The 12,259-nt window shown below is 68.2% G+C and carries 11 protein-coding genes; 8 read left to right on the forward strand and 3 right to left on the reverse strand.

From position 1 onward, the window contains the following. The first annotated feature begins 262 nt into the window (after window positions 1-262). The 5 genes from rpsO to KUM40_RS25990 all read left to right on the forward strand — a co-directional run bounded on the left by rpsO (window position 263) and on the right by KUM40_RS25990 (window position 5,828). Window positions 263-550, forward strand: a complete 288-nt coding sequence (gene rpsO / locus KUM40_RS25970) for a 30S ribosomal protein S15 (protein ID WP_217168613.1) — start codon at window positions 263-265, stop codon at window positions 548-550. Window positions 551-895: 345 nt separating this feature from the next. Further along, a complete protein-coding gene (locus tag KUM40_RS25975; RefSeq protein WP_217168614.1) occupies window positions 896-3,118 on the forward strand; it encodes a polyribonucleotide nucleotidyltransferase in 2,223 nt (740 codons plus the stop codon). Further along, window positions 3,115-4,494 (forward strand): pitrilysin family protein, encoded by a 1,380-nt coding sequence (locus KUM40_RS25980; RefSeq protein WP_217168615.1) that lies wholly within the window; start codon window positions 3,115-3,117, stop codon window positions 4,492-4,494. The genes KUM40_RS25975 and KUM40_RS25980 overlap by 4 nt, the downstream gene beginning before the upstream one ends. 29 nt (window positions 4,495-4,523) lie before the next feature. Further along, window positions 4,524-5,276: a 4-hydroxy-tetrahydrodipicolinate reductase gene (dapB, locus tag KUM40_RS25985; protein WP_217168616.1), complete on the forward strand. Its 753-nt coding sequence runs from the start codon at window positions 4,524-4,526 to the stop codon at window positions 5,274-5,276. Window positions 5,277-5,372: 96 nt separating this feature from the next. Next, entirely contained in the window at window positions 5,373-5,828 is a 456-nt protein-coding gene (locus KUM40_RS25990) for a hypothetical protein (RefSeq protein ID WP_217168617.1), read from the forward strand. Between the two features lie 81 nt (window positions 5,829-5,909). Here KUM40_RS25990 and KUM40_RS25995 read toward each other — a convergent pair whose 3' ends face one another. Together KUM40_RS25995 and KUM40_RS26000 are read right to left on the reverse strand one after the other, a co-directional pair. Beyond that, complete coding sequence (locus tag KUM40_RS25995) at window positions 5,910-6,464, reverse strand: PH domain-containing protein (RefSeq protein WP_217168618.1); 555 nt, start codon at window positions 6,462-6,464, stop codon at window positions 5,910-5,912. A 117-nt stretch (window positions 6,465-6,581) separates the two neighbouring features. Continuing rightward, a complete protein-coding gene (locus KUM40_RS26000) occupies window positions 6,582-6,821 on the reverse strand; it encodes a hypothetical protein (protein WP_217168619.1) in 240 nt (79 codons plus the stop codon). A gap of 178 nt (window positions 6,822-6,999) precedes the next feature. On the opposite strand from KUM40_RS26000, the gene KUM40_RS42485 reads away from it, so the two are divergent. Further along, window positions 7,000-8,001, forward strand: coding sequence for an HNH endonuclease (locus tag KUM40_RS42485; protein WP_217168620.1), 1,002 nt, complete (start codon window positions 7,000-7,002; stop codon window positions 7,999-8,001). Window positions 8,002-8,111: 110 nt separating this feature from the next. Here KUM40_RS42485 and thyX read toward each other — a convergent pair whose 3' ends face one another. Continuing rightward, window positions 8,112-8,897, reverse strand: a complete 786-nt coding sequence (thyX, locus tag KUM40_RS26010) for an FAD-dependent thymidylate synthase (RefSeq protein ID WP_217168623.1) — start codon at window positions 8,895-8,897, stop codon at window positions 8,112-8,114. Between the two features lie 335 nt (window positions 8,898-9,232). On the opposite strand from thyX, the gene dapA reads away from it, so the two are divergent. Together dapA and KUM40_RS26020 are read left to right on the forward strand one after the other, a co-directional pair. Next, the gene (gene dapA, locus KUM40_RS26015) at window positions 9,233-10,132 is read left to right on the forward strand and encodes a 4-hydroxy-tetrahydrodipicolinate synthase (RefSeq protein WP_217168621.1); all 900 of its coding nucleotides are present in this window, start codon (window positions 9,233-9,235) and stop codon (window positions 10,130-10,132) included. Between the two features lie 168 nt (window positions 10,133-10,300). After that, window positions 10,301-11,986: a ribonuclease J gene (locus tag KUM40_RS26020; RefSeq protein ID WP_217168622.1), complete on the forward strand. Its 1,686-nt coding sequence runs from the start codon at window positions 10,301-10,303 to the stop codon at window positions 11,984-11,986. The last annotated feature ends 273 nt before the right edge of the window (window positions 11,987-12,259 follow it).

The following is a 12,259-nucleotide window of genomic DNA, read 5'->3' on the forward strand; positions in this document are numbered from 1 at the left end:
GAGCCCGGTGCGTTGAGAGGCGCACGCCGGGTTCGGTGAGCGGCGCGGAGAAACGGGTCGGTGGCAACACCGGTACCGCGCTCCGCGCCGACTCTACCCTCCAGGCTGGTAGCCTGTGTGACGGCCGTATGCGTACGCGCCCCCGGAGCCCCTGGCCCTGGAGGTCGCGCCCAGCAGATCCCCGCCTTCCGAGTTACGGAAGCCCCCCCGAGACGTAGACCGGGGGCACTCGGTGGCCAGTCACAGACCAAGAGGAGTACGCGTGTCGCTCGACGCCGCAGTGAAGAAGCAGATCATGACCGACTTCGGTACCAAGGAGGGCGACACCGGCTCCCCCGAGGTCCAGGTCGCTCTGCTGTCCCGTCGGATCTCCGACCTGACCGAGCACCTCAAGACCCACAAGCACGACCACCACTCCCGTCGTGGTCTGCTCATCCTGGTCGGTCAGCGCCGCCGGCTGCTGCAGTACCTCGCCAAGAAGGACATCCAGCGCTTCCGTGCGCTGGTCGAGCGCCTCGGCATCCGCCGCGGTGCGGCGGGCGCCCGGTAGGACGCCGTGAAGGGAGCGGTTCCCATCGTTCGGGGGCCGCTCCCTTTGCTGTACGTGCGCGCTGTCGCCGCCCCTTTGTAGTGTGGTAGCAGAACACAAGACGCACGACGCACCAGTACGGCGTACGAATACGACGTACGACGTACGAGACAACGAACGACACGAGGAGAAGCGCGCCTAGCCGCCGCCGGTCCTCGGTAGTGGCTCCCGGGGGCAGAACCCCGGGTGCTTCGATCGAAGACCGGCCCGCATTGCCCGGAACGCTTCTCCGGCACTGTCTCCTTTCGCCACACGGGCGAAGTGGGACAAAAGACGACAAGACGACAAGTATCGGAGAAAACACTAGTGGAGAACGAGACCCACTACGCCGAGGCCGTGATCGACAACGGTACGTTCGGCACCCGCACCATCCGCTTCGAGACGGGACGGCTGGCCAGGCAGGCCGCCGGTTCCGCCGTGGCGTACCTGGACGACGACACCATGGTGCTGTCGGCCACCAGCGCCTCCAAGAACCCCAAGGACCAGCTCGACTTCTTCCCCCTCACGGTGGACGTCGAGGAGCGGATGTACGCCGCCGGCAAGATCCCCGGCAGCTTCTTCCGTCGTGAGGGCCGGCCCTCCGAGGACGCCGTCCTCACCTGCCGCCTGATCGACCGCCCGCTGCGCCCGTCCTTCAAGAAGGGCCTGCGCAACGAGATCCAGGTCGTCGCCACGATCATGGCGCTCAACCCCGACCACCTGTACGACGTCGTGGCGATCAACGCCGCCTCCGCGTCGACGCAGCTCGCCGGTCTGCCCTTCTCCGGCCCGATCGGCGGCGTCCGCGTCGCGCTGATCCGCGGCCAGTGGGTGGCCTTCCCGACGCACACCGAGCTCGAGGACGCCGTCTTCGACATGGTCGTCGCGGGCCGCGTCCTGGAGGACGGCGACGTCGCGATCATGATGGTCGAGGCCGAGGCCACCGACAAGACCGTCAAGCTGGTCGAGGGCGGCGCCGAGGCGCCCACCGAGGAGGTCGTCGCCGCCGGTCTGGACGCCGCGAAGCCCTTCATCAAGGTGCTGTGCCGCGCCCAGGCCGACCTCGCCGCGAAGGCCGCCAAGCCGACCGGCGAGTTCCCGATCTTCCTGGACCACCAGGACGACGTCCTGGAGGCGCTCAGCGCCGCCGTCCGCCCCGAGCTGAGCCAGGCGCTCACCATCGCCGGCAAGCAGGAGCGCGAGGCCGAGCTGGACCGCGTCAAGAAGCTCGCCGCCGAGAAGCTCCTGCCGGAGTTCGAGGGCCGCGAGAAGGAGATCTCCGCCGCGTACCGCTCGCTGACCAAGTCCCTGGTCCGTGAGCGCGTCATCAAGGAGAAGAAGCGCATCGACGGCCGCGGTGTCACCGACATCCGCACCCTGGCCGCCGAGGTCGAGGCCATCCCGCGCGTGCACGGCTCCGCCCTGTTCGAGCGTGGCGAGACCCAGATCCTGGGCGTCACCACCCTCAACATGCTCCGCATGGAGCAGCAGCTCGACACCCTCTCCCCGGTGACCCGCAAGCGCTACATGCACAACTACAACTTCCCGCCGTACTCCGTCGGCGAGACCGGCCGCGTCGGCTCCCCGAAGCGCCGCGAGATCGGCCACGGCGCCCTCGCCGAGCGCGCCATCGTGCCGGTGCTGCCGACGCGCGAGGAGTTCCCGTACGCGATCCGTCAGGTGTCCGAGGCCCTCGGCTCCAACGGCTCGACGTCCATGGGCTCCGTCTGCGCCTCCACCATGTCGCTGCTGAACGCCGGTGTGCCGCTGAAGGCCCCCGTCGCCGGTATCGCCATGGGACTGATCTCCCAGGAGAGCAACGGCGAGACGCACTACGTCGCCCTCACCGACATCCTCGGTGCGGAGGACGCCTTCGGCGACATGGACTTCAAGGTCGCCGGCACCAAGGAGTTCGTGACCGCCCTCCAGCTCGACACCAAGCTGGACGGCATCCCCGCCTCCGTCCTGGCCGCCGCCCTCAAGCAGGCCCGCGACGCCCGCCTCCACATCCTCGACGTGATGATGGAAGCGATCGACACGCCGGACGAGATGTCCCCGAACGCGCCGCGGATCATCACCGTGAAGATCCCGGTCGACAAGATCGGTGAGGTCATCGGCCCCAAGGGCAAGATGATCAACCAGATCCAGGAGGACACCGGCGCCGACATCACGATCGAGGACGACGGCACCATCTACATCGGTGCCCAGCAGGGCTCGCAGGCCGAGGCCGCCCGCGCCACGATCAACGGCATCGCCAACCCGACCATGCCCGAGGTCGGCGAGCGCTACCTGGGCACGGTCGTCAAGACGACCACCTTCGGCGCGTTCGTCTCCCTGCTGCCCGGCAAGGACGGTCTGCTGCACATCTCGCAGATCCGCAAGCTCGCCGGCGGCAAGCGCGTGGAGAACGTCGAGGACGTCCTCGGTGTGGGCCAGAAGGTCCAGGTCGAGATCGCCGAGATCGACTCCCGCGGCAAGCTCTCCCTGATCCCCGTGATCGAGGGCGAGGAAGGCAACGACGACACGAAGAAGGACGACGCCGACCAGTGACGTCCCGTAGCGCCAAGGCGACGGCCCGCACCTCCTCGGAGGCGCGGGCCGTCGCCCGTACCCAAACCCTCATCAAGGGCGAGCACGGCATCGGAACGGTCCGCAAGACCACCCTCCCGGGCGGCCTGCGCATCGTCACCGAGACCCTGCCCTCCGTCCGCTCCGCCACCTTCGGCATCTGGGCCCACGTCGGCTCCCGCGACGAGACCCCGGCCCTGAACGGCGCCACCCACTACCTGGAGCACCTGCTCTTCAAGGGCACCGCCAAGCGCAGTGCCCTGGACATCTCCTCCGCCATCGACGCGGTCGGCGGCGAGATGAACGCGTTCACGGCGAAGGAGTACACGTGCTACTACGCGCGCGTGCTCGACACCGACCTGCCGCTCGCCATCGACGTGGTCTGCGACATGCTGACCGGCTCGCTCATCCGCGAGGACGACGTGGACGTCGAGCGCGGCGCGATCCTCGAAGAGATCGCGATGACCGAGGACGACGCCGGTGACTGCGTGCACGACCTGTTCGCGCACACCATGTTCGGCGACAACGCGCTGGGCCGCCCCGTCCTCGGCACCGTCGACACGGTCAACGCCCTCACCGCCGACCGCATCCGCCGCTTCTACAAGAAGCACTACGACCCCACACATCTGGTGGTCGCGGCGGCAGGCAACGTCGACCACGACAAGGTCGTACGCCAGGTCCGCGCCGCCTTCGAGAAGGCCGGCGCCTTCCGGGACCCGGTGGCCGCGCCCATCGCCCCGCGCGACGGACGGCGCACCGTCCGGGCCGCCGGCCGTGTCGAGCTGATCGGCCGCAAGACCGAGCAGGCCCACGTCATCCTCGGCATGCCGGGCCTCGCCCGCACCGACGAGCGGCGCTGGGCGATGGGCGTCCTCAACACCGCCCTCGGCGGCGGCATGTCCTCCCGCCTCTTCCAGGAGGTCCGGGAGAAGCGCGGGCTGGCCTACAGCGTGTACTCGTACACCTCGGGCTTCGCCGACTGCGGCCTCTTCGGCGTGTACGCGGGCTGCCGGCCCTCCCAGGTGCACGACGTGCTGAAGATCTGCCGCGACGAGCTCGACCACGTCGCCGAGCACGGCCTGAGCGACGACGAGATCGGCCGCGCCGTCGGCCAGCTCCAGGGCTCCACGGTCCTCGGCCTGGAGGACACCGGCGCGCTGATGAACCGTATCGGCAAGAGCGAACTGTGCTGGGGCGAGCAGATGTCCGTCGACGACATGCTGGCCCGGATAGCCTCGGTCACGCCGGAAGACGTCCGCGAGGTCGCCCGTGACGTCCTGGGACGGCGGGCCTCCCTGTCGGTCATCGGCCCGCTGAAGGACAAGCAGGCGGCCCGGCTGCACGACGCCGTCGCCTGACGGTCCCTTTCGAGAAGGAAGCATGTGACATGAGCAAGCTGCGCGTGGCCGTCCTCGGTGCCAAGGGCCGCATCGGCTCCGAGGCGGCATCGGCGGTCGAGGCCGCCGAGGACATGGAACTGGTCGCCGCCCTCGGCCGCGGCGACAGCCTGGACACGCTGGCCGCGACCGGCGCCCAGGTCGCCGTCGAGCTGACCACCCCCGCCTCGGTGATGGACAACCTCGACTACTGCGTACGCCACGGCATCCACGCCGTCGTCGGTACGACGGGCTGGACCGACGAGCGCCTCGCGCGGCTGAACTCCTGGCTCGACGGCTCCCCGGAGACGGGCGTCCTCATCGCGCCCAACTTCTCCATCGGCGCCGTGCTCACCATGAAGTTCGCCCAGCTCGCCGCCCCGTACTTCGAGTCCGTCGAGGTCGTCGAGCTGCACCACCCCAACAAGGTCGACGCCCCCAGCGGCACCGCCACCCGCACCGCGCAGTTGATCGCGGAGGCCCGGCAGAAGGCAGGCTCCGCTCCGGCGCCCGACGCCACTGCCACCGCCCTGGACGGTGCCCGCGGCGCGAACGTCGACGGTGTCCCGGTCCACGCGATCCGCCTGCGCGGCCTGCTCGCCCACCAGGAGGTGCTGCTCGGCGGCGAGGGCGAGACCCTCACCGTCCGCCACGACTCCCTGCACCACAGCAGCTTCATGCCGGGCATCCTGCTGGGCGCCCGCCGCGTGGTCACCACCCCGGGCCTCACCTTCGGCCTGGAACACTTCCTGGACCTGAACTGAGTCCTGAACTGAGTCCCGAACCGAGACCTGAACCGAGACCCGAACCGAGACCCGAACCGAGACCCGAACTGAGACCGGAACCGAGCCCCTGACCCCATGCGCGCGAAGATCACCTACCTCGTCACGGCCGCCGTCCTGGTCTTCTACTTCCTCCTGGTCGGCAGCCGCGGTGTGCTGCTCATCAAGACCGGCACCCTTCTCACCGTCACCTTCGGCGTCGCGGTGCTGATCCTGCCGGTGATCGGCCTGTGGTTCCTCTGGAAGAACACCCAGTTCGTCCGCAGGGCCAACCGGCTCGCCGCCGAACTCGACGCCGAGGGCGGACTGCCCGTCGACGAGCTGAGGCGCACCCCCAGCGGCCGCGTCGACCGGGAATCGGCCGACGAGGTCTTCGCCCTGCGCAGGGCCGAGACGGAGGACGCCCCCGGTGACTGGCGCAGTTGGTTCCGTCTCGCCGTCGCCTACCACGACGCCCGCGACACCCCACGCGCCCGCAAGGCCATGCAACGGGCGATCGCGCTCCACGACGGCAAGCACGCCGAGGCCGCCTGAGCAGACCGAGAACCGAGAACCGGGACGCCGGGTCCCCAACCGCAGCCGCGGTCGGGGACCCGGCGTCCCGGTCGTCGGTGCTCAGCCCCGTCGGTACTCGGCGGCCCACGCCTCCACGGCGTCGGCCGCCCGGTTGAAGGCGCTGTCACGCGCGAGGAAGTCGGAGTTGTGCGTGGTCAGCAGCGGGGACGCGGGCTCCGCGGACCGGCCCTGCCGGACGAGGAGCAGCGCCTGCCCCTGCACCGTGCGCGGCAGCCCCAGCCAGCGCACCGGCTGCTGCACCGTGCGCACGCTGGCGATCTGCTGCCAGGCCACCGTGCGCGTGGTGAAGAAGCTGACCTGACGCACCCCGTGCGCGCTCACCCACACGCCCATGCGCAGCATCCGCAGGGCGCACAGGATGGCGACGCCCGCGATGCCGAAGATCACCCCGGCGGAGGACGGTCCGCCCGTCGCCGCGATGACGACCGCCGCGAACAGGACGAACGAGGCGAGCAGCAGCATCAGGGCCGCCGACCCCACGCGCCACGGCCCCGGCCGGTAGGGCCGGCGCCAGAGGTCGCGGTCGTCGTACGGCAGCGCGACGTCGCCGGCCGTGTCAAAGGCGCGGTCGGCTGTCAGGAAGGACAGGGGCACGGCTGGTCCTCACTCGTTCCAGGGCAAGTGTTGTGCCCGGTGAGGCTACCGACCTGTGTCGACGGTCACCACCCTCGGGGGTCCGGACGGAGCCGGACCGTCGTCCCCGCGAAGCGTCTAGCGTCCCTCGGACGCCTGTGACGGCTGCTTGTGCGGGGAGGGCTGGTCGGCCGACAGGGCGGGCATCCCGATCACCAGGGAGCCCACGAGACCGGCGGCGACGGTGAGACCGAGGAGCCAGCGTCCGGCCAACTTGCTGAAGGACGCCCGCTCGCGGGGCGGGGGTGCGACATTGCTGCGGAACCTGTCGGCCTCGGCGACGAAGGCGAACGGCACGGGTTCACGCCGGCGGATCATAGGGGCTGCGTCTCCCTTCAGGGACTGGAATGGAGTGCTGTTACTCATACAGACGAACGAACACCCCTCCCGGTGCCCTCTTTCGCCGACTTCATTGCGGAACGGCACCAAGCGCCCCGTTGTCAGAGGCACACTCTAATGTCGTCAGCCCAATAGGGTGATCAGAAGGATGCAGAGAGTGAAGAACGCGACGAGCGTGTGGTCCGGCGGGCACATGGATTCAAGCCTCCGCGCCCCGGCAGATACTGGCCGCACGGCTGGGAGGCTCACAGCGACGACAGAAGTGACTCTGGCGAGCCCGAGGGGGGACTTGCGCCGACGTCGAGTGGCGGAGCTCTGCAACCTCTGGCACCAGGGAGTGAGTGACGCTGCTCCCGTGGCCAAGGGCGGAGTGACAAGGCATGGCGCCACGGGGAAGTGGCAGGCACAGGTCAGATTTCGTGGTGAGGTGCGGTGGCTGGGCCTGCACGAGGAGCGCGAAGCGGCTGAGCGGGCGGTTGCGGAGTTCCGGGCAGAGAACCCGAACCATCGTCAGAGGCTACTGATGTCGGTTCGCCGCAACCACGTTCGTGCCTACGATGAACGGACGCTGTTGGCTGAGCGCGCCCAGATCCTGGACATCCGACGAATGGACCGAGAACCTGTTCTGCGTGTCGACACGGACGGCGGAAGACAGCTCAGGTGCGGGGCCGGCAGTGAGATCTTGACTCCTGAAGGCTGGCGGACTCTTGGAGAGCTCGGCGCCGGTGACAGCGTCATGGTGACGGGCAAGATCCCCCGTCCCTCAGAGGCGACCATCCCTCCCAGTCTGCGCCGTGGCATCGGAGTCTGGACCTCGATGCAACGGAACCGGCTGATCAGACCAGTGGACGACTGCTATGTGTGCAGGATGTCGTTTGCCAGAGCGGAGCTTGAGCTGGACCACGTCGTCCCCGTCGCCCGTGATCTGCTGAAAGCGCTGGACGAGCGTAACTTGGCCCCGATCTGCGAGCCGTGCCACGCGGTCAAGAACGCTGAGGAACAGCAGCTCGCCCGGCGGGCGGGAATGATCGCAGCTGCCAGACCGGTCCCCGTTGTGGCGATCGCGAAGGACGGCGTGGAGGAGACATACGAGGTGGCAGTACAGGCACCCGCGGCGAATCTCCTCGCCAACGGAATGGTGTTGAGGGGGGCTTGCTGAGGAGGCCAGGGTTCTCGTCGGGTCGCACGGACATAAGGGAGCGGGCTGTCTCCAGCGCCGTCGTGCTGGAGACAGCCCGCTCCCTTGAATGAACGTGCCCGGTCGTCGCGTCAGACCTTTCGCCAGCCCGGGACCCAGGCTCCGTCCTCAACGGTGTAGTCACCGAACAGCGCCGGAGCCTCCTTCACCATCAGCTCGCCCACCCTTCCGAAGATGAGACGGATCTCTTCCTCGGCCCCAGGTGCCGTGCGGTTCTCGATCACGTGGCGCAGGGTTCGTACGTTCGCGCTCCAGACGAGACCGGTCGACAGGCCTTCCGGCGCGAAGCGCCGCATGAAGGACGTTTTCGCCTTCTTCTCAGCAAAGGGCACGCCCTCCTCGTCCAGACCGAAGTGGTTCGCCATCCAGCGCTGGAAGGCCTCCAGCTCCTTGAGGAGCCCATTGGCGTGAGACATGAGCTCTTCGTCCTGCTGCGCCCACTCGGGGAACCAGAAGGGCAGGTCGTCCAGACGCACAAAGCGCAGCGACTCCTGGGAAACCGCAACACCGGCCCGGTGGCGCACCAGCTCGTGGGTGGCAACGCGGCTGACGTTGTGCATGATGAAGTTGAAGTTGGCATGCTCCAGAACCGACCCGTGGGCGCTGGCCAGGATGTTCTTCAGGTACTTCTCCTGGTCCGCGCGAATGCGAGTGACGTTGGGGTTGAGGCCGGGCTCCCAGGAGCGATAGCAGATGCGGCCGGCGAACTCCGCGAGGTTCTGCGCGTCGTCCAGCTCACCGCGGTCGACGCGCTCCAGCCACTTCTCCCCGCCGACATCCTTGAGGTACGCCGCGATCTCGTCGTAGTCGAGTTCGGGGCGACCAATGAGATGCACCTGTGGTTCGACCGCGTGCATGTTGATCACTCCAGTTCAGAATGGGGCAGAGAGGCGCAATCCTCCCACGGTGGCGTCACCGCCTGTGGCGGCGGAGCCGGGTAGCGGTCGTACCGCTTCGAGGGCTGGGCCTCATCGTAGGCGCAGCAGAAACGAGCCCCTCGAATGACACATCTGTACGGGGCGAGGTGAATGGTGTCCGAATTGCGGAGTTTGAAGAATTTCATCTAGCCTGATCAAAGGGACCCGGCACTGCTTGAACCCCCGAGCAGGCAGTGCCGGGCTCCACATCCGTTCCGACCTGCCGCCTCCCCCGAGGGCAGACCCCGCCCTGAGCAACGAGTAGCGTGTAACCCATGGCTCCGACCTCCACTCCGCAGACCCCCTTCGGGCGGGTCCTCACCGCCATGGTCACGCCCTTCACGGCGGACGGCGCACTCGACCTCGACGGCGCACAGCGGCTCGCCACCCACCTGGTGGACGCAGGCAACGACGGCCTGATCATCAACGGCACCACCGGTGAGTCCCCCACCACCAGCGACGTGGAGAAAACGGACCTCGTACGAGCCGTCCTGGAGGCCGTCGGCGACCGGGCACACGTCGTCGCCGGAGTCGGCACCAACAACACCCAGCACAGCATCGAGCTGGCGCGCGCCGCCGAGCGTATCGGCGCACACGGCCTGCTGCTCGTCACGCCGTACTACAACAAGCCCCCGCAGGAGGGCCTGTACCAGCACTTCACGGCCATCGCCGACGCCAGCCGGCTCCCGGTCATGCTCTACGACATCCCCGGCCGCAGCGGCGTCCCGATCAACACCGAGACACTGGTCCGCCTCGCGGAGCACCCGCGGATCGTCGCCAACAAGGACGCCAAGGGTGACCTCGGCCGCGCAAGCTGGGCCATCGCGCATTCCGGCCTCGCCTGGTACTCCGGCGACGACATGCTGAACCTGCCGCTGCTCGCCGTGGGCGCGGTCGGCTTCGTCTCCGTCGTCGGCCACGTCGTCACCCCCGAACTGCGCGCCATGGTGGACGCGCACGTCGCCGGTGACGTACAGAAGGCACTGGAGATCCACCAGAAGCTGCTTCCGGTGTTCACCGGCATGTTCCGCACCCAGGGCGTCATGACCACCAAGGGCGCGCTCGCCCTCCAGGGGCTGCCCGCCGGGCCGCTGCGCGCCCCCATGGTCGGTCTCACGCCCGAGGAAACCGAGCAGCTCAAGATCGATCTTGCCGCCGGCGGGGTACAGCTCTGACAACAGACTTCGCACCACCGTGCACCACCGCGTACCACCGCAGGACCGGACTTCACAACTGAATAGGCGGGCCACCGGTGCCCGCACCCATACGACAACTGCTTCTGCACGAACGTCATGCGCGCCACGTGCCCACCGGTACGTGGCGCGTGTGGTGAGGAGAGTCTTTTGAGTCATCCGCATCCCGAACTGGGCCGTCCCCCGGCGCTCGCGAAGGGCGGCCTCCGGGTCACCCCCCTCGGTGGCCTCGGCGAAATCGGCCGCAACATGACGGTCTTCGAATACGGCGGCCGTCTGCTGATCGTCGACTGCGGCGTGCTCTTCCCCGAGGAGGAGCAGCCCGGAATCGACCTGATCCTGCCGGACTTCACGTCCATCAGGGACCGCCTCGACGACATCGAGGGCATCGTCCTCACCCATGGTCACGAGGACCACATCGGCGGCGTCCCCTTCCTCCTGCGCGAGAAGCCGGACATCCCGCTGATCGGCTCCAAGCTGACCCTCGCGCTGATCGAGGCCAAGCTCCAGGAACACCGCATCCGCCCGTACACCCTCGAGGTGGCGGAGGGGCACCGCGAACGCGTCGGCCCCTTCGACTGCGAGTTCGTCGCGGTCAACCACTCCATCCCGGACGCGCTGGCCGTCGCCATCCGCACCCCCGCGGGCATGGTCGTCCACACCGGCGACTTCAAGATGGACCAGCTTCCGCTGGACGGCCGCCTCACGGACCTGCACGCGTTCGCGCGGCTCAGTGAAGAGGGCATCGACCTTCTCCTCTCCGACTCGACGAACGCCGAGGTGCCGGGCTTCGTCCCGCCCGAGCGGGACATCTCGAACGTCCTGCGCCAGGTCTTCGGCAGTGCCCGCAAGCGGATCATCGTGGCGAGCTTCGCCAGCCACGTCCACCGCATCCAGCAGATCCTGGACGCCGCTCACGAGTACGGCCGCCGGGTCGCCTTCGTCGGCCGCTCCATGGTCCGCAACATGGGTATCGCCCGGGACCTCGGCTATCTCAAGGTCCCGCCGGGTCTCGTCGTGGACGTCAAGACACTGGACGACCTGCCGGACAGCGAAGTGGTCCTGGTCTGCACGGGTTCCCAGGGCGAACCGATGGCCGCCCTGTCCCGCATGGCCAACCGCGACCACCAGATCCGCATCGTCAACGGCGACACGGTGATCCTGGCCTCGTCCCTCATCCCCGGCAACGAGAACGCGGTGTACCGCGTGATCAACGGCCTGACCCGCTGGGGCGCCAACGTCGTCCACAAGGGCAACGCCAAGGTCCACGTCTCGGGCCACGCCTCGGCCGGCGAGCTGCTGTACTTCTACAACATCTGCCGCCCGAAGAACCTGATGCCGGTCCACGGCGAATGGCGCCACCTTCGCGCCAACGCCGAACTGGGCGCCCTGACCGGCGTCCCGCACGACCGCATCGTCATCGCCGAGGACGGCGTCGTCGTCGACCTCGTCGAGGGCAAGGCGAAGATCACGGGCAAGGTCCAGGCGGGGTACGTCTACGTCGACGGCCTCTCGGTCGGCGATGTCGGCGAACCGGCCCTGAAGGACCGCAAGATCCTCGGTGACGAGGGCATCATCTCGGTCTTCGTGGTCATCGACTCGTCAACCGGCAAGATCACCGCCGGTCCGCACGTCCAGGCCCGCGGCTCGGGGATCGAGGACTCGGCCTTCTCCGTGGTGCTCCCCAAGGTCACAGAGGCACTGGAACGTTCGGCGCAGGACGGGGTCGTCGAGCCCCACCAGCTCCAGCAACTGGTGCGCAGGACCCTCGGCAAGTGGGTCTCGGACCAGTACCGACGCCGGCCGATGATCCTCCCTGTAGTCGTGGAGGTCTGACGGGCCGTCGGACCACCGACAGCGCCAACCTGGAGCGGGGCGCCTCGATTTGCATCGAGGCGCCCCGCTCCAGTACGTTTACATCTCCGCTCGGACGGGCACCCGACCACTTCGTGGATCGGAGACGGCCCCGGAGGGCGGGAATTCCGACTCAGAATCTCTGATAAAGTCGGAGCCGCCGGAAAGGGAAACGCGAAAGCGGGAACCTGGAAAGCACCGAGGAAATCGGATCGGAAAGATCTGATAGAGTCGGAAACGCAAGACAGCAGGATA

This window comes from Streptomyces sp. AC512_CC834 (assembly GCF_019049325.1).
Taxonomy (GTDB): Bacteria; Actinomycetota; Actinomycetes; order Streptomycetales; family Streptomycetaceae; genus Streptomyces.

What these genes read in the sequence shown, in the direction of transcription:
- dapA (WP_217168621.1), top strand. Translation starts at nt 9,233, where the DNA reads ATGGCTCCGACCTCCACTCCGCAGACCCCCTTCGGGCGGGTCCTCACC.
- thyX (WP_217168623.1), bottom strand. Translation starts at nt 8,897, where the DNA reads ATGCACGCGGTCGAACCACAGGTGCATCTCATTGGTCGCCCCGAACTC.
- KUM40_RS26000 (WP_217168619.1), bottom strand. Translation starts at nt 6,821, where the DNA reads ATGATCCGCCGGCGTGAACCCGTGCCGTTCGCCTTCGTCGCCGAGGCC.
- dapB (WP_217168616.1), top strand. Translation starts at nt 4,524, where the DNA reads ATGAGCAAGCTGCGCGTGGCCGTCCTCGGTGCCAAGGGCCGCATCGGC.
- KUM40_RS25990 (WP_217168617.1), top strand. Translation starts at nt 5,373, where the DNA reads ATGCGCGCGAAGATCACCTACCTCGTCACGGCCGCCGTCCTGGTCTTC.